This is a genomic window from Marinovum sp., assembly GCF_034669705.1.
Taxonomy (GTDB): domain Bacteria; phylum Pseudomonadota; class Alphaproteobacteria; order Rhodobacterales; family Rhodobacteraceae; genus Marinovum.
This window is the reverse complement of sequence record NZ_JAXMOR010000022.1, coordinates 26,827-52,061: the sequence shown is the minus strand read 5'-3', so window position 1 is coordinate 52,061 and position 25,235 is coordinate 26,827. Positions and strand designations below refer to the sequence as shown.

Annotated in this window: 20 protein-coding genes; 3 read left to right on the top strand and 17 right to left on the bottom strand. The window is 66.8% G+C overall.

Features of this window, described 5'->3' with window-relative positions:
• Nucleotides 1-43 precede the first annotated feature (43 nt).
• The 8 genes from VOI27_RS15445 to VOI27_RS15410 form a co-directional block, all read right to left on the bottom strand.
• Nucleotides 44-328 (bottom strand): HlyU family transcriptional regulator, encoded by a 285-nt coding sequence (locus VOI27_RS15445; RefSeq protein WP_323766262.1) that lies wholly within the window; start codon nt 326-328, stop codon nt 44-46.
• 183 nt (nt 329-511) lie between these two features.
• Entirely contained in the window at nt 512-760 is a 249-nt protein-coding gene (locus tag VOI27_RS15440; RefSeq protein WP_323766261.1) for a hypothetical protein, read from the bottom strand.
• A gap of 154 nt (nt 761-914) precedes the next feature.
• Nucleotides 915-2,897: an RNA polymerase sigma factor RpoD gene (gene rpoD, locus VOI27_RS15435; protein ID WP_323766260.1), complete on the bottom strand. Its 1,983-nt coding sequence runs from the start codon at nt 2,895-2,897 to the stop codon at nt 915-917.
• A gap of 113 nt (nt 2,898-3,010) precedes the next feature.
• Nucleotides 3,011-4,978, bottom strand: coding sequence for a DNA primase (gene dnaG, locus VOI27_RS15430; protein ID WP_323766259.1), 1,968 nt, complete (start codon nt 4,976-4,978; stop codon nt 3,011-3,013).
• Nucleotides 4,979-5,024: 46 nt separating this feature from the next.
• The gene (locus VOI27_RS15425; protein WP_323766258.1) at nt 5,025-5,315 is read right to left on the bottom strand and encodes a hypothetical protein; all 291 of its coding nucleotides are present in this window, start codon (nt 5,313-5,315) and stop codon (nt 5,025-5,027) included.
• Between the two features lies 1 nt (nt 5,316).
• A complete protein-coding gene (locus tag VOI27_RS15420) occupies nt 5,317-5,820 on the bottom strand; it encodes an NUDIX hydrolase (protein WP_323766257.1) in 504 nt (167 codons plus the stop codon).
• A gap of 3 nt (nt 5,821-5,823) precedes the next feature.
• Entirely contained in the window at nt 5,824-6,192 is a 369-nt protein-coding gene (locus VOI27_RS15415; RefSeq protein WP_323766256.1) for a hypothetical protein, read from the bottom strand.
• 65 nt (nt 6,193-6,257) lie between these two features.
• Complete coding sequence (locus tag VOI27_RS15410) at nt 6,258-6,590, bottom strand: ArsC/Spx/MgsR family protein (protein WP_323766255.1); 333 nt, start codon at nt 6,588-6,590, stop codon at nt 6,258-6,260.
• A 229-nt stretch (nt 6,591-6,819) separates the two neighbouring features.
• Here VOI27_RS15410 and VOI27_RS15405 point away from each other — a divergent pair, with 229 nt between their 5' ends.
• A complete protein-coding gene (locus VOI27_RS15405; RefSeq protein WP_323766254.1) occupies nt 6,820-7,026 on the top strand; it encodes a cold-shock protein in 207 nt (68 codons plus the stop codon).
• A 75-nt stretch (nt 7,027-7,101) separates the two neighbouring features.
• Here the strand turns inward: VOI27_RS15405 and VOI27_RS15400 are convergent, their stop codons facing one another.
• Nucleotides 7,102-8,007, bottom strand: a complete 906-nt coding sequence (locus VOI27_RS15400; RefSeq protein ID WP_323766253.1) for a LysR family transcriptional regulator — start codon at nt 8,005-8,007, stop codon at nt 7,102-7,104.
• A 100-nt stretch (nt 8,008-8,107) separates the two neighbouring features.
• On the opposite strand from VOI27_RS15400, the gene metF reads away from it, so the two are divergent.
• Nucleotides 8,108-8,974, top strand: coding sequence for a methylenetetrahydrofolate reductase [NAD(P)H] (gene metF / locus VOI27_RS15395; RefSeq protein WP_323766252.1), 867 nt, complete (start codon nt 8,108-8,110; stop codon nt 8,972-8,974).
• Nucleotides 8,975-9,092: 118 nt separating this feature from the next.
• Here metF and lpdA read toward each other — a convergent pair whose 3' ends face one another.
• From lpdA to aceE, 3 genes are read right to left on the bottom strand one after another with little or no spacing between them, the layout of a single operon-like run.
• Nucleotides 9,093-10,838 carry a dihydrolipoyl dehydrogenase gene (lpdA, locus tag VOI27_RS15390; RefSeq protein WP_323766251.1) on the bottom strand — a complete coding sequence of 582 codons (1,746 nt, stop codon included), beginning with the start codon at nt 10,836-10,838 and terminating at the stop codon, nt 9,093-9,095.
• Nucleotides 10,839-10,850: 12 nt separating this feature from the next.
• Nucleotides 10,851-12,134, bottom strand: a complete 1,284-nt coding sequence (aceF, locus tag VOI27_RS15385) for a dihydrolipoyllysine-residue acetyltransferase (RefSeq protein WP_323766250.1) — start codon at nt 12,132-12,134, stop codon at nt 10,851-10,853.
• Between the two features lie 21 nt (nt 12,135-12,155).
• Nucleotides 12,156-14,810, bottom strand: a complete 2,655-nt coding sequence (gene aceE / locus VOI27_RS15380; protein WP_323766249.1) for a pyruvate dehydrogenase (acetyl-transferring), homodimeric type — start codon at nt 14,808-14,810, stop codon at nt 12,156-12,158.
• A gap of 419 nt (nt 14,811-15,229) precedes the next feature.
• Between aceE and VOI27_RS15375 the strand changes: the two genes are divergently transcribed.
• The gene (locus VOI27_RS15375; RefSeq protein ID WP_323766248.1) at nt 15,230-16,894 is read left to right on the top strand and encodes a CHAT domain-containing protein; all 1,665 of its coding nucleotides are present in this window, start codon (nt 15,230-15,232) and stop codon (nt 16,892-16,894) included.
• A gap of 4 nt (nt 16,895-16,898) precedes the next feature.
• Here VOI27_RS15375 and VOI27_RS15370 read toward each other — a convergent pair whose 3' ends face one another.
• The 5 genes from VOI27_RS15370 to VOI27_RS15350 all read right to left on the bottom strand — a co-directional run bounded on the left by VOI27_RS15370 (nt 16,899) and on the right by VOI27_RS15350 (nt 25,082).
• Nucleotides 16,899-19,520: a hypothetical protein gene (locus VOI27_RS15370; RefSeq protein WP_323766247.1), complete on the bottom strand. Its 2,622-nt coding sequence runs from the start codon at nt 19,518-19,520 to the stop codon at nt 16,899-16,901.
• 65 nt (nt 19,521-19,585) lie between these two features.
• Nucleotides 19,586-20,659, bottom strand: a complete 1,074-nt coding sequence (locus VOI27_RS15365) for a serine protease (protein WP_323766246.1) — start codon at nt 20,657-20,659, stop codon at nt 19,586-19,588.
• Nucleotides 20,660-20,709: 50 nt separating this feature from the next.
• Nucleotides 20,710-22,722, bottom strand: a complete 2,013-nt coding sequence (locus tag VOI27_RS15360) for a caspase family protein (RefSeq protein WP_323766245.1) — start codon at nt 22,720-22,722, stop codon at nt 20,710-20,712.
• A gap of 234 nt (nt 22,723-22,956) precedes the next feature.
• Nucleotides 22,957-24,339 carry a HAMP domain-containing sensor histidine kinase gene (locus VOI27_RS15355; RefSeq protein WP_323766244.1) on the bottom strand — a complete coding sequence of 461 codons (1,383 nt, stop codon included), beginning with the start codon at nt 24,337-24,339 and terminating at the stop codon, nt 22,957-22,959.
• Nucleotides 24,336-25,082, bottom strand: coding sequence for a response regulator transcription factor (locus tag VOI27_RS15350; protein ID WP_323766243.1), 747 nt, complete (start codon nt 25,080-25,082; stop codon nt 24,336-24,338). Before VOI27_RS15350 ends, VOI27_RS15355 begins: the two co-directional genes overlap by 4 nt.
• Between the last annotated feature and the right edge of the window lie 153 nt (nt 25,083-25,235).

Sequence of the window (25,235 nt, the reverse complement as noted above, 5' to 3'; positions counted from 1 at the left end):
CGGAACGTGCCGCAGGGTCAATGGCCATGCGGCGGTCCGACGCTCAGCCGAAAAGCCGCTCGCCCTGCTCGTCGATCACCTGTTTCGCCTTCAGCAGCGACATGCGTTCGGCCTCTTCCGGATCGCTGATGATATCGGCGCGGATCAGATCGTGGCTGCGGGCTGTGCCGTCGACGTCTTTCTCGATCCGGGCGCCGATGCGGTAGCCGCCGGGTTGCTTGACCGGCTGTGGATGGATGAGGAAACCCTTGTATTCCTCAGGCTGGGCGTCGTCCTTGTCGGTGCCGGAGGCGCTGCCGCCGCCGAAGAGCTTCTTGAAAAATGACATCAGGTACCCCCTTCTATGCCGTGTCTGGCATGATCATGCCGCCGGCGGAACTGGATCGCCGGCCAGCTGTTCGCCACATCCTACACCAAGCGGATTTGGTGCGGAATGCACAGGCGCCGGCTCGCGGATGAAAAAAAAGGCCGCCTCGGAGGGCGGCCTGCGGTGGTGGCGTCAGCCTGACGGTCAGTAAACGACGCAAACGACTGTCGGCAGATCAGAGGTATTGGCGAAGAACCCGGAATGGCCGGCGTCCGTGACGACCGGCTGCGACGCCAGATCGCGCAGCGTCTGCTGACAGCGGGCAAGGTCCTCGGCCGCGACCTCGACCTCCAGCACCAGCGGTGCGGAGTCGTCCCATTGCGCATCCGTGGCCGCGAAAACTCCGGCGGCAGCGAGGCTGGCAGCGATGGCGGTGGGGATGAGGCGGATCATGGCAGTCTCCTTCGGTGTTCGGAATAGGAACGCCCCCGGGAATCACTTGGTTCCAATGCGGGCCAAGGAAACTGTCAATGACTGTCACGTCCGGCATGCGAGGGGCGCGCCGGACAAGGAAAAACGCCGGGCCACTCTGGCCCGGCGCGATGTCTTACTGATCGAGGAAGGAGCGCAGCTTACGCGACCGGCTCGGGTGCTTGAGTTTGCGCAACGCCTTGGCCTCGATCTGGCGAATCCGTTCGCGGGTGACCGAGAACTGCTGACCGACCTCCTCGAGCGTGTGGTCGGTGTTCATGCCGATCCCAAAGCGCATCCGCAGCACCCGCTCTTCGCGCGGGGTAAGCGACGAGAGCACGCGCGTCGTGGTTTCCTTCAGGTTTTCCTGAATGGCGGAATCGAGCGGCAAAACGGCGTTCTTGTCCTCGATGAAATCGCCGAGCTGGCTGTCTTCCTCGTCGCCGATGGGGGTCTCGAGCGAGATCGGCTCCTTGGCGATCTTCATCACCTTGCGGACCTTCTCGAGCGGCATCTGCAACTTCTCGGCCAGTTCTTCCGGCGTGGGCTCGCGGCCGATCTCATGCAGCATCTGGCGGCCGGTGCGGACCAGCTTGTTGATCGTCTCGATCATGTGCACCGGGATGCGGATGGTGCGCGCCTGGTCGGCAATCGAGCGGGTGATCGCCTGACGGATCCACCAGGTCGCGTAGGTCGAGAACTTGTAGCCGCGGCGATACTCGAACTTGTCGACGGCCTTCATCAGGCCGATGTTGCCTTCCTGAATGAGATCAAGGAACTGCAACCCGCGGTTCGTGTACTTTTTCGCAATCGAGATGACGAGGCGCAGGTTGGCCTCGACCATTTCCTTCTTGGCCTGACGGGCCTCTTTCTCGCCCTTCTGGACCTGTCCGACGATGCGGCGGAACTCGGGGATATCCAGACCGACGTACTGGCCGACCTGCGCCATCTCGGTGCGCAGTTCCTCGACCTTGTCGGCCGAGCGTTCGATGAACATCTGCCAGCCGCGGCCGGGCTTTTCCGCCATCCGCTCCAACCAGGAGGGATCGAGCTCATAGCCGCGATAGGCATCGACGAACTCGCGGCGGTTGATCCGTGCCTGATCGGCCAGTTTCACAATCGAGCTGTCGATCGCCATGATCCGGCGGTTGATGCCGTAGAGCTGGTCGATCAGCGCCTCGATCCGATTGTTGTGCAGGTGCAACTCGTTGACCAGCAGGACGATCTCGGACCGCAGCTGCTGATAGGTGGCCTCTTCCTCGGCGGAAAAGGTGCCATCCTCGTTCAGCGTGGCCGAGATCCGGCTGTCCTGCATTTCGGACAGGCGGGAATAGTCGTCGGCGATGCGGTCGAGCGTCTCGAGGACCTGCGGCTTGAGCGCGGTCTCCATCGCGGCCAGCGACATGTTGGCCTGCTCGTCCTCGTCCTCGTCGTCGTCCTTGGCAATCGGGTTGCCATCGGCGTCGAGCTCGGGCCCGGTGTCCTTTTTCGGCGCGGTCGCCACATTGGCGGCCTCGACCACCGGTTCGCCCACCCCGCCCTCTTCGTCGAGCTGGCCGGAAAACGTGGTCTCGAGATCGATCACGTCGCGCAGCAGAATGTCTTCGGACAGAAGTTCGTCACGCCAGATGGTGATTGCCTGGAAGGTCAGCGGGCTTTCGCAGAGCCCGGCGATCATCGTGTTGCGGCCGGCCTCGATCCGCTTGGCGATGGCGATCTCGCCCTCGCGCGACAGCAGTTCGACGGACCCCATCTCGCGCAGGTACATGCGCACCGGGTCGTCGGTGCGGTCGAGCTTTTCCGCCCCGCCCGACGACAGCGCCACTTCGCCCGGTTTCTTGGTCTCGACCAGATCGGTCGCACCCTTGTTGTCGTCTTCCTCGGCGTCCTCGTCTTCCTCGGTGACCTGGATGCCCATTTCCGACAGCATCGACATCACGTCCTCGATCTGGTCGGACGAGACCTGATCCGGCGGCAGCACCTGATTGAGCTGGTCGTAGGTGATAAATCCACGCTCGCGCGCTTCGCCGATCATCTTCTTGACCGCTGCCTGGCTCATGTCGAGCGACACGTCCTCCTGGGAGTCGGTCTTCTGATCGTCGTTGTCTTTGGCGGCCATGCGGGGCTCCTGTTTGCGGCGCGAGTGATTCGCTGGTCCGAATCATTACCGAATCTCAGCGATTCGTGCAGGGTTCTACGCCGAATTATCTACAATTTCCTCTCCAAACCGCGTTATTTCCGCGATTTAGCATGGGCGATCTGGTCAAGAAGGGCGTCCAGCCTGTTGCGTTCGTCCCGATTGATTCGCGCGCCATTTGGTCCGGTGTCATATTCCGTGTTGTCTTCCTGCGAGCCCGAAGCGGCACGGTTGCGCGCCTCGGCCGCCTGTCCCAGCCGCCATGTCACCGCTTCGTCGGCGATCTGGCCCAGATCCTCGGCGGCCTCCTCGATCTCGGCCTGCAACCCGTGATGCGCGGTGAGCTTTGCGAATTCCTCGGCCAGGGTCATACGGGCCAGATCGATATCGCCGGGTTTGCGGATGCACGGGATGATTGCCACATGGCGCATGGCGAGCAGATTTTCAAGGGCACCAATCCCCATCGATCGTTCGATTTCCTCGCAAAGCACCGTCTCGCCGTGCTCGGCATGGCGCAGGATCAGGTCGCGCAGCCTTGCATGTTCGGGCGCCGCACAGGGCAGGTTCTCGAGCGCGTGGTCGAAGTGTTGCACCACCGCCGGGGTGCGGATCGCCGCCGCCAGGATCACCGCCTCGCGCATCGCGGTAAACGCCACCTCGTCGGCGGCGGCCAGCAGAGAGGCCTTGGTGCCGGCGCGCGGCGGCTCTGGCGGCTGCCAGCGTTTCTGACCGGGTTTCCACGGCGGGCGCTTCTGGCCCGGGGCCGGCTTGCGACGACCGGCCGAGAACAGCTGCCAGCGCAACTCCTTGATTTCCTGACCGTAATGGCTGCGGATCGAGGGGTCCTGGATCAGCTTGATCTTCTCGCGCAGCGCCTTGTCGAGCGCTGCCTTGCGCTCGGGACTGTCGAGAACCCTGCCCTCGGTCTCGCGCCGCCACAACAGCCGCACCATCGGCAGGGCCTGGTCGAGCAGCGCCTGAACCGCCTTGGCCCCCTTGGCACGCAGCAGGTCGTCGGGGTCCTGCCCTTCCGGCATCAGCGCGAAGCGCAGCGACTTGCCGGCCTCCAGAAGCGGCAGCGCCAGATCGATCACCCGGTGCGCGGCGCGCAGCCCGGCAGTGTCGCCGTCGAGCGCGATGATCGGCTCGTCCGACATCCGCCACATCAGCCGCAACTGCTCTACGGTCACCGCGGTGCCGAGCGGCGCCACCGAGGCGCCGAAACCGCCCTCGACCAGCGCGATCACGTCCATGTAGCCCTCGGCCACCACCAGCGGCTGGCCCTTGCCACAGGCCTCTCGCGCGGGGCCGAGGTTGTAGAGGCTGCGGCTCTTGTCGAAGAGCTCGGTTTCCGGCGAGTTCAGGTACTTGGCATTGTCTTTCGGGTCCATCGCCCGGCCGCCAAAGGCAATCGCCCGGCCCCGCGCATCGCGGATCGGAAAGATGATGCGGCCGCGGAAGGTGTCATAGGGCCGGCCGCCCTTCTGGCTCGGCCGCGCCAGCCCGGCGGCGAGGATCAGCTCCTCCGCCACCTCCTTCGCCCGCAGGTGATCCCAGAGCCCCTGCCAGGTGTCGGGCGCAAAGCCGATCTCGAAGCGTTCGAGCGTCGCCGGGGCCAGCCCGCGCCGGTCGAGATAGGCGCGCGCCTCGGCGGCGGCACCGGTGCGCAGCTGCAGGCGGAAGAATTGCACCGCCTGCTCCATCACCTCGCTCAGGACCGTGCGGCGGTCGGCCTTCTGCTGCGCCTGTGGGTCGCGCGCCGGCATCGGCAGGCCGGCCTCGCCGGCGAGGATCTCGACCGCCTCCATGAAACCGACATTCTCGGTCTCGCGGACAAAGGAGATCGCGTCGCCCTTGGCGTGGCACCCGAAGCAATAGTAGAAGCCCTTGCGGTCATCTAAATGAAACGACGCACTTTTTTCCTGATGGAATGGGCAAGGTGCCCACATGTCGCCCTTGCCCTGGTTGCTCTTGCGGGCATCCCACATGACCTTGCGGCCCACCACGTCGACTAGCGACAGGCGGGTGCGCAGCTCTTCGAGGAATCCGGGGGGCAGGCTCATGGGGTGTTATATTGGCCCTGCCGCGCGAAGAGTCGAGTCCGCCCGGTTACTGCGCGGCGCACTGGGCGGCGAAAGCCTGCCCGGCCTCGTCGGTCAGGTGCTCTTCGGCCAGCCCGTTGTAGACCCAATCGGTCAGATGCGGGATGGTGCCGGCAAAGCGCGCCTGCTCGCCGGTGTACTCGGCGGCAACCACTTCCATCGCAGCCATCATCTCGGTGCCCTCGACGCGTTCGGCGACGATCCGGTCGACGATGCCGCCAAAGACGGCGCAATCGGGATTGGCGGCCAGCGTGATGGTGGGCAGCAGCGCAAGGCAGGTCACAAACAGGTAACGCATGTCATTTCTCCTTCGTTGCCGGCTGAGGTAGTGCATTCGCCGCCGTGTCTCCAGCCCCGGGCCCGCGATCGGCGAAACCGCGCACATCGCCCACGGCCAGCCGCAGCACGGTATCGACATCGCGGCTGGTCGGCAGCGCGCCGGTGAGCACGGCCTCGACCGGATGCCAAGCGGCTTCGGCGGCATCGTCGCCGGCCGTGAGCCTGCCACTGGCCCCGCTGCAGCGCACGGCCACCAGCAAGTAGTGAAAGAGCAAAGCGCCACCGGCATCATGGCGGATCAGGTCGAGATGGGTGAGCGTCTCTACCGGCGTGGCGCTGAGGCAGGTCTCTTCCATCAGCTCACGGACGGCGGCGGCGTGAACGGTCTCGCCGGGCTCCACATGGCCGCCGGGAAAGCCCCAGAGCCCCGCATCGGGCTTGTGCGCGGCGCGGCACACCAGCAGCACCCGGTCCCCCTCGACCAGAACCGCCAGCGCGCCGATCCTTGGGTATGGCGTGTCCATCGTTCAGAAATGCGCCTTGGGCTCGTCGGGCTTGCCGGCCAACAACGCCAGCAGACCGCCGAGACCGGTGAAGGCGATCGGGAACATGGTGCCGACGTTGAACCCATAGGCCACGTACATCAGACCGCAAGACAGCAGCAGCAGAAGCCCGCCCCAGAGCGCCCGGGCCTTGGACATGGCACCGCCGGCAATCGCGAGAAGCGGCGAGAGCACGGCGGCGGCGCGGATCAGCTCGACATTGCTCAGCTGCTGCGCCAGCCCCTCGATCTCGCCATAGCGGGTGACCATTTCGGTATAGCCATAGCTGAAGAAGCCGACGATCATCGCGATGATGCCGCCGATTACGCCGAGGGTCGATGCTGCGTTGCGCATGAGGGGTCCTTGTGTCGTCTCGCACTTGAGGTAAGCAATCGCGCCCCCGGTTCCAAGCCGGGAAATTAGGCTCCGGATTCCCCCTGCCCGGCCAAGGCGGCCTGAACCTCCCTGCTCCAGCCGAGGTACATCCGCTCACCGGCGACGATCAGCGGCCGTTTCATCAGCGTCGGATGGGCGGCGAGCAGCGCCTCAGGCGGCTCGGCGCGCTGCGCTTCGGTCAGTCCGCGCCATGTGGTGGAACGGGTGTTGACCAATTTGTCATCGAACTGCCCGATTGCGCGGCGCAGCACGTCCTCTGGCACGCCCTCGGCCCGGACATCGACAAATCGCGCATCTGGCAAGGCTTTCAATGCCTTGCGGCAGGTATCGCAGGTTTTCAGACCATAGAGCTGCATTTGGGCCTCCGGGATTTTTCCGCAAATTATCACGCGACGGCCGCGCCGCCAGCGCTTGTCCTTGATTTTTTACAAAGCCATGCAATCCTTGACCCTACGTGACTTTCGACGCTCAGGCGGCTGGCACGGGGGTATTTCTCCGGTGCGCGCGGCAGGAACGGCGAAGGTGGCGGACAAGACCCGGAGGTCTGGACGCCTCTGGCAAGACAAGGGTGAAGGAGACGCGGACATGCCGACGGGCACCGTGAAGTGGTTCAATACCACGAAGGGCTATGGATTCATTGAACCGAGCGAGGGCGGCAAGGACGTCTTTGTTCATATTTCAGCAGTACAACGGTCCGGTCTGACCGGGCTGGCGGACAATCAGAAGGTGGACTACGCACTGGAAGAAGGCCGCGACGGGCGCCAGATGGCCTCCGATCTGAAGCTGGTTTGATCCTTTTGAAAGGACGAGGAAAGCCCGCGAGGGCTTGAGGAGTGGCTCCTCGGCCCCTTGCGGGGCCTCCTCGCCTCAGGCCGCCTGCAGCCGTGCCGCCTCTGACCGGGCGAGCCCGATCAGCTCCTGCATGTAGGGCTTTGCCACGTCGTCGGCCCGGGTCGCAGCATAGAGCGTGCGGGTCAGCCCGCGCTCGGTCAGCGGCCGCGTGATGTAATCCGAGTTGTACTTCACCTCGCGCACCACCCAATCCGGCAGCACCGAAACGCCGCGGTTCGACGCCACCAGCAGCAGGATCACCGCCGTCAGCTCGGCCTGTCGCACCGCCGCCGGTTCGACCCGTGCCGGGATCAGCAATTGGCTGAAGACGTCGAGCCGGGTGCGCTCTACCGGGTAGGTGATCAGCGTCTGGCCGCGGAAATCCTCGGCCTCGATATAGGGTTTCGCCGCCAGCGGATGATCCTTCGAGGCCACAAAGACCGGCGCGTAGTCAAACAGTTCCGAGAACTCCACATGCGCCAGGCTCTCGGGGTCGGAGGAGACCACCAGGTCGACCTCTTCTTTCTGCAGCGCCGGCAGCGCGTCGAAGGCCAGCCCCGGGCGGATGTCGACATCGACGTCGGGCCAGGACTTGCGGAACGCCTCGAGCACCGGGAAGAGCCATTCGAAACAGGCGTGGCACTCGATGGCGATATGCAGCCGGCCGGACTTGCCATCGCGCAGGCCGGAAAACTCCTCCTGCAGCTTCTCGATCTCTGGCAGGATGCGCTCGGCCGCGCGGAGCAGCCGCATGCCGGCGGCCGAGAGCTTCATCGGCTTTGAGCGCCGCACGAAGAGCTCGACCCCGGCCTGGTCCTCCAGCCCCTTGATCTGATGGCTGAGCGCCGACTGGGTGATATTGAGCTGATCGGCGGCGCGGGCCAGCCCGCCGGCCTCGTGGATGGCCTTGATGGTGCGCAGGTGGCGGAACTCGATATGCATGGCTTGTGACCCGGCTCATAATGGTGATGAGATTTATGAGTTTGTCTCACATCGCCAGTTTTGCGACAAGGAGGAAACCCAGTGACAGGAATCGTGCCCCATGAGTGCTCCCGCCGTTTCGTTCGAATTCTTCCCGCCGCGTGATCTCGAGGCCTCGTTCCGGCTCTGGGACACGGTGCAGGTACTGGCGCCGCTCGAGCCGCGGTTTGTCTCGGTCACCTATGGTGCCGGCGGCACCACCCGCGAGCTGACCCGTGACGCGGTGGCGACGCTGCACAAGTCCTCGGGCCTCAAGGTTGCGGCCCACCTGACCTGCGTCAATGCCAGCCGCGAGGAAACCCTTGGCATCGCGCAGGACTTCGCCAAGGCCGGGGTGAATGACATCGTCGCGCTGCGCGGTGACCCGCCGAAGGGCGCCGCGCGGTTCGAGGCGCACCCTGAGGGCTTTGCCGACAGCTGCGAGCTGATCGCGGCGCTGAAGGAGAGCGGCGATTTCACCATCCGCGTCGGCGCCTATCCCGACCGCCACCCCGAGGCGGCCGACGAACAGGCCGACATCGACTGGCTCAAGCGCAAGCTCGACGCCGGCGCAGACGAGGCGCTGACCCAGTTCTTCTTCGAGGCCGAGACCTTCCTGCGCTTCCGCGACCGCTGCGCCGCAGCCGGCATCACCGCGCCGGTCGTGCCGGGCATCCTGCCGATCGAGAACTGGAAGGGCGTGCGCAAGTTCGCCAAGGGCTGCGGCACGCCAATCCCGGCCTGGCTCGACGAAGCCTTTGACAAGGCCACCCGCGACGGCCGCGAGGACCTTCTGGCGACCGCGCTTTGCACCGAGATGTGCGACACCCTGGTCACCGAGGGCGTCGACAGCCTGCATTTCTACACCCTGAACCGGCCCGAGCTGACCCGCGATGTCTGTTTTGCGCTGGGGGTGACCCCCAAGGCCAAGCTGGAGAACGTGGCCTGAGGCCGGACCGGGGGCCAGCCCCCGGTGAGGCCAAAGACCGAGGGGCAGAGCCCCTTACCTGACACGAAAGGGACCGGCGCGATGGCCGGTCCCTTCTTGTTTTTGCCGTGCAGAAGGCTCAGTGCTTTTTCTTCTTTGGCGGCATCAGGTCGGTGATGGTGCCCTCGAACATCTCGGCGGCAAAGTTCACCGTTTCGCTGAGCGTCGGGTGCGGGTGGATGGTGTGGCCGAGATCGACCGCATCCGCCCCCATCTCGATCGCCAGCGCCACCTCGGCGATCAGGTCGCCGGCGTTGGTGCCGACAATCAGCCCGCCGATGATCCGGTCGTCCTCGGGATCGAACAGCAGCTTGGTCATGCCTTCGGAACGACCGTTCGACAGGGCCTTGCCGGAGGCCGCCCAGGGGAAGACGCCCTTTTCATAGGTCACGCCGCGCGCCTTGGCCTCGGTCTCGGTCATCCCGGCCCAAGCGACCTCGGGGTCGGTATAGGCCACCGAGGGGATCAACCGCGCGTCGAAATGCCGGTTGTGCCCGGCGCAGACCTCGGCCGCGACCTTGCCCTCGTGCACCGCCTTGTGCGCCAGCATCGGCTGGCCGACCACGTCTCCGATGGCGAAGATGTGGTTCACACCGGTGCGCTGCTGGCCGTCGACGGCGATGAAGCCGCGGTCATCCACCGCCACACCGGCTTTCTCAGCGTCGATCAGCTTGCCGTTGGGCTTGCGGCCCACGGCGACGAGGATCTTGTCGAAGGTGTCGGTGGTGGTGTCGCCCTTGGCATCCTCGAAGGTGACCTTGAGACCGTCGTCCTGCGCCTCGACCGCGGTGACCTTGGTCTTGAGCAGGATGTTCTCGTAGCGGCCCTCGATACGCTTGTGCAGCGGCTTGACGATGTCCTTGTCGGCGCCGGGAATGATCTGGTCCATCAGCTCGACGACCGTGATCTTGGAGCCAAGCGCGTCATAGACGCAGGCCATTTCCAGACCGATGATGCCGCCGCCGAGCACCAGCATGCGCTTGGGGATGTCCTTGAGCTCCAGCGCGCCGGTCGAGTCGATCACGCGGTCGTCGTCCTGCGGGATGAACGGCAGGTTCACCGGCTCGGAACCGGCGGCGATGATGCACTGGTCGAACGAGACGGTCTTCTTGCCGTCATCGCCCTCGACCTCGATCATGTTGGGCCCGGTGAACTTGCCGTAGCCCTGCACCACCTCGACCTTGCGGCCCTTTGACAGGCCCTTGAGGCCGCCGGTCAGCTGGCCGACCACCTTGTCCTTGAAGGCGCGCAGCTCGTCGAGATCGATCTCGGGCTTGCTGAAGGAGACGCCATGGGCGCCCATTTCCTCGGCCTCGGTGATCACCTTGGCGACATGCAGCAGCGCCTTCGAGGGGATGCAGCCGACGTTGAGGCAGACCCCGCCCAGCGTCGGGTACTTCTCGATCAGCACCACCTTCTTGCCGAGGTCGGCGGCGCGGAAGGCCGCGGTGTAGCCGCCCGGACCCGAGCCCAGGACCACCACTTCGGCGTGACTGTCGCCCTTGCCGGAGGCGGAGCCGGTGGCCTCGACCGCTTTCGGGGCTTGCGCTGGCGCCTTTTCGGGCTCTTTCGAGCCCTCATCGGCCGTGCCGGCGTCAGCGCCTTCCAGCACCATGATCACCGTGCCCTCGGACACCGTGTCGCCCTCTGAGACCTTGATCTCGGTGACCTTGCCGGCCGCCGGTGAGGGCACTTCCATCGTCGCCTTGTCGCTTTCCAGTTCGATCAGCGGGTCTTCGGCGGCCACGGTGTCACCCACCGAGACCAGGATGGTCAGCACGGGCACGTCGGAGAAATCACCGATATCGGGTACTTTGACTTCCATGGGTTTTCCTCCTTACCACATCAACTTGCGCATATCGCCGAGCAGCGTCTTGAGCGTCACGGTAAACCGTGCGGCAAGCGCGCCATCGACGGCACGGTGGTCGTAAGACAGCGACAGCGGCTGCATCAGACGCGGCTTGAACTCCTCACCGTTCCAGACCGGCGCCATCTTGGACCGGGTGAGACCGAGGATCGCCACCTCGGGCGCATTGACGATCGGGGTGAAGGACGTGCCGCCGATACCGCCCAGCGACGAGATGGTGAAGGTCGCGCCCTGCATGTCCTTGGACTTCAGGTTGCCCTCACGAGCCGCTTTGCTGAGCTCCATCAGCTCTTTCGAGATGTCCACCAGCCCCTTGCGGTCGGCATCCTTGATCACCGGCACCATCAGCCCGTTGGGCGTGTCCGCCGCGAAACCGATGTTGTAGAAGTCCTTCTTGATCAGCTTGTCGCCATCGGGATGGATCGAGGAGTTGAACTCCCAGTGCTGTTTCAGCGCCGACACGGACGCCTTGATCACGAACGACAGCAGCGTGACGCGGTAGCCGTTCTCCTTGGCGTGGGTGTCCATCTCCTTGCGGTACTTGTCGAGATCGGTGATGTCGGCTTCATCGTTATGGGTGACATGCGGGATGTTGAGCCAGGAGCGGTGCAGCGCAGGGCCGGAGATCTTCTTGATCCGGCTCATCTCCACCTCTTCGACGGGGCCGAACTTCGAGAAGTCGACCGCCGGGATCGGCGGGATGCCCATGCCGCCCTTGGCACCGCCACCGGCGGCGGCCGGGGCTGCCGCGGTGGAGGATTTCAGGTAGTTGGTCACGTCCTCGCGCAGGATGCGGCCCTTGCGGCCGGAGCCGTTGACCTTGGCCAGGTCGATCTCGAGCTGGCGGGCAAAGGCGCGGACCGAGGGCGAGGCATGCGCCTTGCCGAAACCGGCATCGGTCACGGCCGTGGGGGCCGGCGCGGTGGATTGGGCCGGGGTGGCACCGGGGGCCGGGGCGTCGGATTTCGGCGCCTCAGCCTTGGGGGCCTCCTTGGGCGCGGCATCGCCAGACCCGGCGTCCTCGCCTTCAAGCAGCATGATCAGGGTGCCTTCAGACACCGTGTCACCCTCGGAGATCTTGATCTCCTTGACCTTGCCAGCAGCCGGCGAGGGCACCTCCATGGTCGCCTTGTCGCTCTCCAGCTCGATCAGCGGGTCTTCCTCGGCCACCGTGTCGCCGACGGACACAAGGATCGTGAGGACGGGGACATCGGTGAAATCGCCGATGTCGGGGACGTTAACTTCGATTGCCATGATACTGTTCCTCCTTCCCGCTTACACCAGACGCGGGTTCGGCTTGTCGCCGTCGATTTCGTATTTTTTCAGCGCCTTCTCCAGCTCGGCCTTATTGACCGCGCCTTCGCGGTGCAGGTCGACCATGGCCGCGGCGGCGATGTGATTGGCGTCCACCTCGAAGAAGCGCCGCAGGTTGACCCGGCTGTCGGAGCGGCCGAAACCGTCCGTCCCCAGCACCGTATAGCGGTTCGGTACCGCCGCCCGGATCTGCTCGGCATAGTTCTTCATGTAGTCGGTGGCGACAATGATCGGGCCTTGAGCCTTTTCGAGTTGCTGGGTGACAAACGGCACCTTTTCCTCGTCGAGCGGATTGAGCCGGTTGTGACGCAGGCAATCCTGCACGTCGCGGGCCAGCTCGTTGATGCTCGGCGCCGACCAGATGTCGGAACTGACGCCGAAGTCTTCCTTCAGCATCTCCGCCGCCTTCATCGCCTGCACGAGGATCGTGCCGGAGCCCATCAGGTTGACGTGCTTCTTGCCCGGCTTCTCGGTCTTCGAGAAGCGGTAGAGCCCCTTGATGATGTCCTCCTCGACGCCCATCGGCATGTCGGGGTGAGAATAGTTCTCGTTCATCAGGGTGAGGTAGAAGAACACATCCTCCTGATCAACGAACATCCGCTGCAAGCCGTGGTGCACGATCACCGCGACCTCGAACTGGAAGGTCGGGTCATAGGTGATGCAGTTGGGAATGGTCGAGGCCAGGATGTGGCTGTGACCGTCCTCGTGCTGAAGGCCTTCGCCGTTCAGCGTGGTCCGCCCGGCAGTGCCGCCCAGCATGAAGCCGCGCGCGCGGCTGTCGCCCGCCGCCCATGCCAGATCGCCGATCCGCTGGAAGCCGAACATCGAGTAGTAGATGTAGAACGGGATCATCGGCACGCCGTGGTTGGAATAGGACGTCGCCGCCGCGATCCAGTCGGCCATGGCACCGGCCTCGTTGATGCCTTCCTGCAGCACCTGTCCGCTTTCCGATTCCTTGTAATAGGACATCTGGTCGGCGTCCTGAGGCGTGTATTTCTGCCCCAGCGGGTTGTAGATGCCCACCGAGCGGAACAGCCCCTCCATCCCGAAGGTCCGGCTTTCGTCCGGCACGATCGGCACCACTTGCTTGCCGATCTTCTTGTCGCGCAGCAGCGTTGTCAGGATCCGCACGAAGGCCATGGTGGTCGAGATCTCGCGCTCGCCCGTGCCTTCCAGCTGCCCCTTGAACTTCGCCAGCTCGGGGATCTCCAGCTTCGGCGCATCCGAGGTCCGCTTCGGGAACTCGCCGCCAAGCGCCTTGCGCCGGTCGGCCAGGTAGGCCTTCTGCGCATTGTTCAGCGCGACGAACGGCGCCTTGGCCACGTCCTCGTCACTGACCGGAATCTGGAACCGGTCACGGAAGGCCCTGAGCTGCTCCTCGTTCATCTTCTTCTGCTGGTGGGTGGTGTTCTGGCCTTCGCCAGCGGTGCCCATGCCGTGGCCCTTGACCGTCTTGACCAGCAGACAGGTCGGCTGCCCCTCGGTCTCGGTGGCCTTCTTGAACGCGGTATAGACCTTTTGCGGATCATGCCCGCCGCGGCGCAGCGCCCAGATCTGATCGTCGGTCCAGTCCTCGACCAGCGCCGCCGTCTCGGGGTACTTGCCGAAGAAATGCTCGCGGATATAGGCGCCGTCCTTCGACTTGAAGGTCTGGTAGTCGCCGTCCACCGTCTCATCCATCAGCTGACGCAGCTTGCCGGTGGTGTCGTTCTCCAGCAGCTGATCCCAGCCCTTGCCCCAGAGCAGCTTGATCACGTTCCAGCCCGAGCCGCGGAAGTTGCCTTCCAGCTCCTGCACGATCTTGCCGTTGCCGCGCACCGGACCGTCGAGCCGCTGCAGGTTGCAGTTGACCACGAAGATCAGGTTGTCCAGCTTCTCGCGCGCCGCCAGATGGATCGCGCCGATCGATTCCGGCTCGTCCATCTCGCCATCGCCGAGGAAGCACCAGACCTTGCGGTCGCCCATGTCGATATGGCCGCGGTTGTGCATGTATTTCATGAACCGCGCCTGATAGATCGCCATCAGCGGGCCAAGCCCCATCGAAACGGTCGGGAACTGCCAGTAATCCGGCATCAGCCAGGGGTGCGGATAGGACGACAGGCCCTTGCCGCCAACCTCCGAGCGGAAGTTCTCGAGCTGCTCTTCGCTGATCCGGCCTTCCATGAAGGACCGCGCGTAGATGCCGGGGATCACGTGGCCCTGGAAGAACACAAGGTCGCCGCCGTGGATCGCGGATTTCGAGCGCCAGAAGTGGTTGAGGCCGATGTCATACATCGCCGCTGACGAGGCGAAGGAGGCGATATGGCCGCCGTATTCACTCGACACCTTGTTGCGGCGGACGACGGTGGCCATGGCGTTCCAGCGGTTGATGGTGCGGATGCGCCATTCCATCTCCATGTCGCCCGGAAAGTCGTACTGATCGTCGACCGGAATGGTATTCTGATAGGGCGTCGTGGCGCTGAAGGGCAGCGTGGCCCCGGCCGCGCGGGCCTGTTGCACCGCCTTGTCGAGCAGGAAATGCGCGCGATTTGCACCATCGCGTTCGATCACGTCCTGGACGGCATCCTGCCATTCCTGGGATTCAATCGGATCGATGTCGGAGGTCTGGTCAGTCATATATCCTCTTCCCTCTTGGCGCGAGTTCCCGCGCAATTGTTTAACACTAAACTACATCTCGCCAACGCCAAGCCACCGCGGTGGCTTCTGCTGCTGACGGCCTGCGGACAGGCGCACTCGCAATTGGGGAGGCAATAACACAAGAGAGCGACGCCCCGTAGTGACCGGGACGCATAACCTTCATGCACTCAGCGCATGGCAGATAGTTTAACGCTAAACCATCCGCGATTCGCGCCGTCTCCTCCCTCTCGCTGATCAGAGCGTAACATGGCTGGGCCGGATTGCGAATCTTTTGGATTTCTCGCTGTTTACCTGCTTTCCATACCGAATTTGTCACCTTTCACAGGGTTTGAAGAATTCCGATTCCGTGGGAAACTGCCTGCAGGACGGGGTTTGCGCCCCTCGGGCAGGAGAACGGCATGATCCGCGACGGCATTCTGGCAATGGTGCTCTGGTCGGTGTTGACCTTTGCGGTTTCCGCCCAGACCCGGGCCGAGATTCGCGACCGGGTCTTCGTCACCGCCCAGCGCGCCCAGGCGTCTTCCGCCGGCCGTGCCCTGGCCCAGGCGGCGGGCCGGATCGCCGCCGGCACCGCCGGGCTCGAGGGGTTGTTGCGCGACCAGCAGGACATCTCGAGAGAGATCGCCGCCCAGCGCGCCGAGCTGGCCGAGGTTGCCGCCCGCCCCGGCGCCGAGGCCGAGCTGACAGTAACGCGGTTGCAGGCCGAGATCTCCGACGGCCGCGCCCGCCTGCAGGCGCTCGACGCGCGGCTCGGCACAGAGTTTCCCGAGTTCCGCGAGCTGACCGACCCGGCGCCGCTGTCGATTGCCGAAGTGCAGGCGCTGCTGCGCCCCGGCGAGGCGCTGGTGATGACGATGACCGACGACAGCTACCTCTATACCTGGGCGGTCTCGCCGGGGGCCAGCGCCTGGACCCGCGCCGAGCTGCCGCTGAGCGAGCTGCGCACCCTGGTGCAGGGCCTGCGGGCACAGCTGCGGGTCGAGGTCGACAGCCGCGCCGGTGTCGCACTGGGCAACAGACAGGGGGTTTCACGGATCCGCGGCTTCGACCGGACCACGGCGCATCGGCTCTATCTCGAGACGCTGGCGCCGCTCGAGCCGGTGATCGGCGCTGCGCGGCACCTGATGGTGGTCTTCGACGGCCCGCTCACCTCGCTGCCGCCGGCGGTGCTGGTCACCCGCCCGCCCGACGGCGAGGATACCGCGCCGCAGGCGCTGCGCGAGACCGGCTGGCTGCTCAGGCGGCATGCGCTCACCACCCTGCCGCATGTCTCGGCGCTGCGGGCCTTGCGTCAGACCGCCCTGCCCGCCCGCCCCCGCGACACGCCCTCCTTCCTGGGCTTCGGTGATCCGCTCTTGGGCTACCGGCTGGCCGCCGAGGACGGCGCGCAAGCGCCGGAAGAGGCGCAGGTCGTCACCCGCGGCATCTACGAGGACGTCCGCCGGGTTGCCGATCTCGCCCCGCTGCCCAATACCGCGCGCGAGCTGCGTCGGCTGGCCGCCACCATGGGCGCGCCGGAGACCAGCGTGCATCTCGCCCGCGCCGCCACCGAAGGGGCGGTCAAGACCCTCGACCTCAGCGGCGCCGACGTGGTGGCCTTTGCCACCCACGGGCTGCTGGCCGACGGGCTGCCGGGGCTGACCGAACCGGCGCTGGTCTTCACCCCGCCGGAAACCCCCTCGCCGCACGACGACGCGCTGCTCACCGCCTCGGAGGCGGCGCAGCTCAAGCTCTCGGCCGATCTGGTGATCCTCTCGGCCTGCGACACCGCCGGGTCCGATGGCACGCCCGGCGCGGAGGGGCTCACGGGGCTGGCGCGGGCCTTCATCTATGCCGGCGCGCGGGCGATCCTGGTGTCGCATTGGCCGGTCGATGACTACGCCGCGTCGGTGCTGACCACCGGCATGCTCGAAAGGATGTATGCCGAGGCGCCGCTGGGCCGGGCCGAGGCGTTGCAGCGCTCGGCGCTCGATCTCCTTGCCGACCCCCGCGAGGACCGGTTTGCCCACCCGCGCCTCTGGGCGCCCTTCGTGGTGGTGGGCGAAGGCGGCCGCGACCGCTGAGCCGCTACTCCGGCAGGCTGCGGGCGTAGTCCCAGCCGATCATCGCCTCCCAGACCGCACGGTCGCGGTAGGCCCCCGGATCAACCCCCTGCGCGCCCTCGGCACGGCGGATCGAGGCCAGCCAGGCGGTGTAGATGTCGTTGCTCTCGACGATGGCGGCAAAGCCCTCGGCCAGCGCGCCGTTCCAGTAGTTGGCAATCGCCCGCGTCTGACGGTTGAAGGACTGCTCGCGCCGCCAGTCGATCACCGGGTCGAGACCGATCTGCGCCTCGGCCCGGTCGAGCGTGGCCAGAACCGCGTCCAGCGCGGCGAAATTGGCCTCGGCATCGGCCTTGAGCCGCAAAAGGATCACCCGGTCGACCGGCTCCAGCCGCGACAGGATCTTCGGATCGCCCAGAACGCCGTCGATGAAATCCGCTGCCTTCTGCGGATCGTCGCTGCGCCACCACAGCGCCGAGGCGGTGGTCTGGTAGATCTCGCCGATCAGGTTCGGCCGGTCGGTCAGCGGATCGATCAGCCGCAGCGCTTCCTGAGACAGCGAATGCGCCTCGTTGATCCGGCCCAGACCCAGCAGCAGCCCGGCCTGTCGCGACAGCAGAAACGCCACCTCGTCCTGCCGGTGATAGCGTGTGGCGCGCATGGTCTCGACCGATTGCCGCAGCCAGTAGAGCGCCTCCTCGGTCTTGCCGCGCCAGGCGTGCACGTTCGACAGCGCGAACTGGGTGGCGTAATGCAGCGAATGGCCCTCCGGCACCATCGCGCCGACGCTGCTGACCACGGTGCCAAGCTCGACCAGCGCCTCGTCATTGAAGACCCCGGTTCGCGAGTTCATCACCTTGACCACCCGCAGGTAGTCGCGCGACAGGGTCAGCGTCGGATAGGCCTCGAGCGCCGCCAGAGTCTCCTGCATCAGCGCCTCGTTCAGCGCCGGGTCCATCTGCCCGAAGGCCATCTCCATCACCAGAGTGGCGGCGTAGATTTCCCACAGGCTGGTGGCCGGCCCAGGCGGGCGGTCGGCGAACCAGACCGCCAGCACCTCGGTCATGCGGCGCCGGTCGTCGCGGCGGAAGTGGTAGAAGGCCAGCAGCGCGCGATAGGCGCTGCGAACCTCGGCGTTCATCGCCGGCGCCCGCGCCTTCAGCCTGGCCAGTGCACCCGCCGCCGCCTCGGGATCATGGCCGCTGCCCCAGACCCGGGCGACCGTCTCGATCAGGTCGAGGATCGGCGCGCCGGGCGGCAGCGCCCCGGTGGCAATGGCGCGCGCCCGGGTCTCGTCCAGCACCGCGAGGCTTTCGTCGTGCCGCCCCATCAGCGCCAGCGCCAGCGCCCGGTTGAGACGGTAGAGCACGGCCTCGCGCCCCTCGGCCCCGGCATGACGGGCCAGCACCGGGTCCAGCAGCAGGTAGTTGCCTTCGAAGAACAGCCGCAGCACGTCGCGGCCGTCGGCCGTGAGATCAAAGCGCACCGCTTCGACCGCGCCCAGTTCCGAGGCAAAGGCAAAGCCCGCCATGCCGGGATGGTCGATATCGATCTGCGCCCGCGCCTGCTGTGCCACCCAGTGATTGGCGCGGTCGACCGACCGCAGCTCGGCATAGGCCTCGCGGTAGAGCCGCTGGCTCTCGTCCTGCGCGCCGGTGGCCTCGGCGGCGGCAGCCTGCTCCATCAGAAAGCGGGCAATGTCATGCGCGCCGGTGCCGCTCTGCCGGGCGATCTGCACCTCGTCGGCAAAGAAGCTCAGGGCCGCCTCGGCGCTCTGGCCGTAGCGGATGACCAGCCCGAGGTAGATGATGCAATTGGTCAGGTCGGACCCGGTGACCCGGGCCTCTCGGTAATAGTCGTATTCCTTCTGCAGCAGGTCCAGCGCGGTGGCAAAGTCGCCGTCCTGCGCCAGCAGCAGCCCGAGGTAGCCGCGAAACCCGGCAACCCGGCGCAGCGGCACGTCCTCGGCGCTTTCGGCGGCGGCGACGAGATTGCGGGCGCGGCGGATGGCGCGGGCAAGGTCGTCGTCGACGGTATAGTCGTTGTCGATGTCTCGGTAGCTGATGATCAGCGACAGCTGCAGCGGGATCGGCCAGTCGCTGCTCCAGTTGTCGAGAAACTCGTCGGTGATTGCACCGTGATCTTCGCGGTCGAGGTCGGTGACCAGCAGCGCCAGATTGTAAAGCGCCACCCCATAGGTCTCGGCCAGCTCGGGCCGGCCGCGCGCCGCCGCCACGCCGTTGCGCAACAGCACTTCCGCCTCGGTCTGTCGCGACAGCCGGGCCAGCGCCGCGCCCTGCAGCACGCTGGCGGTGACGCGATGCGGGTGATCGGCAAGGCCTTCGGCGATGAGACCGGTGGCGACCGAGGCCGAGAACCGCAGCACCTCGGGCCAGTCGCCGGTCTCATAGTGGTACTGCGACAGCCCGAGGTTGGGGTAGTGATCGACGACCGGCGGGTAATCGGCCGCGTAGGTGATGTTGTTGACCGCCTCAAGCCTGAGCCGCGCCGCCTCGGTCTCGCCGGCGCGCAGGAGATCGAGACCGGCGTCAACCTCGGCGATGATCTCTTCGTCGGAGGGCCGCGGCGCGGGCGCGGGCTCACCCGCCGCCTGCGCCGCCAGACCAGACCCCGCAAGCGCCAGCACACAGAGCCACCGGGCCAGCGGAGCGCCGGCCCGGCAAAGGACATGCGGCCACCCGCACATCGGCCTCAGTTGCTGCTGACGGTCTGGTTCAGCCAGGGCACGAATTTCGACGCCTTGGTATAGACCGAGAACATCGCGTCCTCGGCGCAGGTGGTCGAGCCATTGCCGACGAGACCCCAGCTGACCACCCCGGCCTGGATGTAGCTGCCGTCGGTCAGCGGCACCACCAGCGGCCCGCCGCTGTCACCCTGGCAGGAGGTCTTGCCACCCTCGAAGGTGCCCGAGCAGATCATGTTGGGCGAAAGCGGCAGCGGCGCGCGCGACAGCATCGCCGACCAGACCTCCTCGGTTTCCTGCTGGTTGAGCTGGAAGGCCCCGGCGGCCTCGATCAGCCGCGGCGCGGCATAGCCGGCGCGGGCCTCCATCATCGCATTGTTGCAGGCATCGCGCGACAGCACCTGGATCTCGGCCTGCATCATCGCCTCGGTGCGTTTGGCGCCATTGACCAGCCCCCAGCCGGTGACGATCGTGGGCACCCCTTCCTGGTCGAGCTGTTCGCCGAACTCGGTGTCGGGGACATTGATCGTCTGGTAGGCGACGCCCGGGGCGCGGGCGAGCTTGATCAGCGCGATGTCATTGTCGAACAGCCGGTCGTCATACTCGGGATGGCGGTAGACGCCGGCCACCGGCACCCGCTCGCCCTGCCCCTCGGCGATGGTGTTGGTGCCGACCAGGATGTCGAACTGCTCTGGCGCGAGCTGGAAATTGCCGCCTTCGCCGTCGGGCATGTAGATGCAATGCGCCGCCGTCAGCACCCAGGTGTCGAGCACCATCGAGCCGCCGCAGAACTGCGCGTCCGGGGTCGAGGGCGCCCCGGCGACCATCAGCGCCACCTGCCAGGGCCAGGCGCCATCGGCCGCCACCTCGCCGCCGACCACCCGGTCGCCGCTGGTCTCGGCCGCCGCCATCTGCTCTTCCAGCATCGCCTCCTTGGCGTCGGACTTGGCAAAGGCAAAGGGGTTGGCCCGGTTCGGGTCGCTCTGCATGGCGTCCTCGGGCATGCCCTGCGCCGTGGCGCTGCCGCCGAGGACAATCAACCCGGAAAGGGCGGCGGAAAGGAAAGTCTTTTGGTCTGTCATGGCATTTGTCCTGTGTCTGTCAGTGAAAGGGTCGAGGTGAAAAAGCGGGGTCAGCCGGGCTCGAGCTTGATCGCGAACCGGGTCACCTCCAGCGGCGACATCGCACCGGGCAGCGTGAGGCTGCGGCTCGGCGCATCCGGCAGGGTCGCCTGCAGCAGCCAGGCGGCCGCGCCGGGCGTCGCCTCGGGGATGGCGCGGGTCGGCGCGGGATCGGCCAGCGCGGTCAGCACCGTGCGCGGTGCCTTGTCCTCTGCCGGCACCGCCAGCACGAGGATCTCTTCCAGCCCGTGGCGCTGCGGGCCGGGGTTCTGGATCAGCAGCCCGGCCTCGATGGTTTCGTCAAAGCCCACACGGTTCGACAGCCCCGCCTCCGGCCAGATCGCGGTGATCCGGTTGTCGGCGTCGATATAGAGCACGGTGATGTCGCGCGCGGTCTGGCTGGGGTTGCTGACCTCGAGCCAGAGCTGGTCACAATGGGTGACGGTCACGGTGGTGCTGACCGGCTGCGCCTCGGCCGCCGTGCCGCCCTCGCAGGCCGCGTCGGCGCCCGCGACCGGCACATGGCTCAGGCGGTATTTCGGACCAAAGCCGCCAAGGCTCAGCCCGGTGCGGCTGGCGGCGACCTGTTGCGTCGCCGAGCGCACCTGAAAGACCCGCACCGCGCGCTCGATCAGATCAAGCAGACCGCCCGGCGCCATCACCCGCGGCGCGCTGCCGGGGCCGGCGCCATCGACCACCCCGTCGCGCCCGGCCAGCGCCAATGCGCCCTTGGTCAGCACGAGGGTGTAATCAGCCGGCCCCTCGGTCCAGGTTACGCCGTCGGGCGCCTCGGCGGCCTGCAGCCGGGCGATCTCGGCGCGCAGCGCCGCATAGCCCGCCCCATCGGCCCGCACCGGCCCGGCAAGGCGCACCTTCTGCGGCTGACCGGGGGTTTTCAGCCTGGCAAAGCCGGCGTACGGCAAGGCCTGCTGCGACTGCAGCCGGGCGCTGGTGGGCGCCACGCGTATGACCGTGGCCAGAGCCACAGGCTCTGCCTCGGCGGCGGCGAAGATTTCGTAGACCGCGCCCGCGCGTACCCCCTGCAGCGCGCCGGCCTGAAGCGCGCCGCCCGCGACACGCAGCACCGGCGGCAGCGCCTCGGTCTGGCCCAGAACGGCGGCGTTAAGCAAGGAGCCCTCGGCGTCAGGGGTCTGCGCGGCGGGCGCATTGGCGTTCATCTCGGCCATGGACTGCTGCAACAGGCCGGCCCAGGTCAGCGCCGCGCCGCTCTCCAGCACCATCGCCACCGCGCGGGTGAAATCGCCGTACCAGTTGGCCGGGTCGGCGGGATCGCCCAGCGGGTATTCGAAAGCCCGCTGGTCCTGCTGGGCGGCATAGAGAAAGACGAAATCGCCGGTCAGCGGCGGCGCGGCGGGTGCGGCCTCGGCCTGCGACAGATCGGTGGGCATTGCCAGCAGCGCGGGGGCGACGTAGCGCGCCACCCCGGCGCCGGCACTGTCCGGCAGGGCGCGGAAGCCGGTCTCGGAATGGCAGGCGTCGAGCATGGCAAACAGGACGGCACCGCGGTCGAGGATCGCCTGAAGCCGCGGCGTCATCTCGTCGTCGATGATGGCGTTCTCGACGGTGCCGCTGGCGCCGTTCCAGCCCTTGGCGTCGGCCGGCAGGAAGATCTCGTCATAGCCGCCCTGCTCGTCGCCGTTCGTATCGGGCATCTGGGTGCCGTGGCCGGAGAAGTAGAACACCGCGTGGGTGTCCTGCCCCGAGGTCGCCGCCAGATCGGCCAGACCGTCGAGGATCGCCGCCCGTGTCGGCAGGCCGGCGTTGACCACCCCCTCGGGCAGCGGCGCCGAGGGCGCGGCCAGCACGGTGATCGCAGCGGGCTCGGCCCCGCGCGCCATCAGCGCCCGCGCCATCAGGCCCACGTCATTGGCCGGGCCGCGCAGGTCGGCGTCGAGGTGCTGATAGTCCGAGACGCCGACCAGCAGCGCGCGAATCTCGGCGCTGGCCGGGGCGGCGGCGCTGGCAAGAGCCAGCAGGGAAAGCGAGGCGATGCGGCGTGTCATGAGAAGCATCTTGCGGTGCGCGCCGCCGGCTTCAACATCTGCCACTTTCCCTGTCGGCATTTGTCATTCCCTCCGGTTCGGGAGGGGCACCGCACCCCAAGACAGCGCCGCGTCAATGGTCGCGGCGCGGACCCCGGTCGGCGCCGGGCGCACTGGCATGTTCAGGACGGCGCTGGTCACCGGCACAATAGCCGGCCCGCGGGCCGCCTCCCCCCTCAGCTGCATCAATATGGCTCACGAATCACTTAACTCTGCGTCAAGCTTAGGGAAGGCAATCGCGATCGCAAAACCTTTCGGCCGCGGCGGCAGGTCGAGCTTGGCGCCATGCCGGGCGGCGATTGCCTGCACCAGCGCCAGCCCCAGGCCGTGACCGGCCTTGTCGCGGTCGCGCTCGGCGCGGGTGAAGCGCTCGAACAGGTCGGCGCGGATATCCTCTGGCACCCCGGGGCCGGTGTCGGACACCTCGAGCAGGTGGCGCGCGCCCTGACGGGTGAGGCGCAGGGTGATGGTGTCGCCGGGGGTGCAGAACTTGATCGCGTTGTCGAGCAGGTTGGAGATCAGCTGCGCCAGCAGCGAGCGGTCGCCGAGGATATGCAGCCCCGCCTCCACCTCGCAGCGGCACTGCAGCCCGGCCTCCTCAGCCACCGGCTCGTAGAGGTCGAAGACTTCGCCCGCCATCCGGCTCAGGTCGAGCGGGGCGAGGCCGGGGCGCTGACCCTGTTCGGCCAATGCGCCGGAGATGTCGAGCAGCGCGTCGAAGATGCGGATGGTGCCGCGCAGCTCGCCGCGGATCTCGCCCACCAGCGCTGGCTGGCCTTCGAGCCGGTCGAGCTTCTGGGCGATGCGGTTGAGCGGTGTGCGCAGCTCATGGGCGATGGAATCGGACAGCCGGTTGGTGGCAGCGTTGAGGTTCTGGATACGGTCGAGCATGGCATGCACGTGATCCTCGAGCGCGCCGAATTCATCGGCGCTGCGGACCCCCGGCAGCCGCGCCGAGAGATCGCCCGCCGCAACCCGGTCGGCCAGGGCGTTGACCCGGTCGATCCGGCGCAGCACCAGCCGGCTGACGAAGCCGCCGGTCAGCGCCGCCATCGCCAAAAGCGCCAGCGCCATCCAGGCGATGGTGCCGCGCATCTCGGCCAGGGTGTCGCCGGTGACCGGATCGGCCCGCGCCACCAGCAACGGAAAGCCCCCCGGCAGCACCCGCGCGATGCCGGTATAGCGCCCGTCGTCGGCGGAGAGGGCAAACACCCGCGGGGCCGCTTCGCCCGCCTCTGGTGGCGGCAGCGCCTCGGGCCAGTCGGCGAGGTTGCCGGCCAGGGTCTGCCCCGCCCCGTCCTGCAGCAGATAGAGCAACTCGCCGGGCATCGCCGCCCCGAGCGCCTCCCCGCCGGGCGCACCCTGCGCCTGGCGCAGCGCGGGGGTGCGGCGCTGGTCGTGAAGCTCGGCGATCCGGTCGAAATCGGCCTGCAGCAGCTCGGTCTGCTGGCGCGCCAGCGCGCCGGCGGCGGTGCGATACTGCACCGCCATCGCCAGAAGCGCCACGAACAGGATCAGCCCGGCAATCGCCAGCGACAACCGCAGGCTGGCCGACCGCGCCAGCGGTACCCGCCTCACGGCAGGCCCCGGCCGGGGTCGAAGATATAGCCCTCGCCGCGCGCGGTATGGATCACCGGCCGCCCCGCCGCCGCCTCGAGCTTGCGCCTGAGCCGGCCGACATGTACATCGACGACGTTGGTCTGCGGATCGAAATGCAGGTTCCAGACATGCTCGAGCAGCTGCATCCGGGTCACCACCTGCCCGGCATTGCGGGCGAAATAGGTGATCAGCTCGAACTCCTTGGGGCTGACCGCCACATGGGTGGTCTTTACATGCACGGTGCGCGCCTTCATGCGGATTTCCAGCGGACCAAAGGCAATGAGGTCATTGTCGAGCACCGTCATCTCCTGCCGGCGCAGCAGGGCGCGCAGCCGCGCGCGCAGCTCGTCGGGGTCGAACGGCTTGGCGAGGTAGTCGTCGGCGCCCTTCTCCAGCCCCTCGATCTTGTTGGCGGCGCGGCCCAGCGCCGAAACCACGAGGATCAGCGCGGTCGAGCCACCGGCGCGGATCCGCGCGATGGCATCGATGCCGTCACCGCCCGGCAGCATCCGGTCAAAGACCACCACCGCGAAGTCTGCCAGACCGGCGGCCTTCACCCCGTCGTCGAAGTTGCGCATAACGATCGGTTCGCAGCCGAGATCCGCCACCGCGTCCGACACCGCGCGGGCCGCGGCGGCATCGTCCTCGACGATCAGAATACGGCGACGCCGGTCGGCGGGCGGGGTTTTGCTGGGCTCCAAGGTCATCTCATGCACGGACATCACTGCCTCCAGATCAATGGGGAACGGCCGCGGGGTCAAGCCCCGGCTCTGTGCCACTCTGGGCGCAAGGTTAGGGGCCGGGCGGGTGCAAGGCACATGAAAACCGCTGTTAAGTGCACCAACGCCACAGGAAATGCTTTGCGCCGAAGCTCT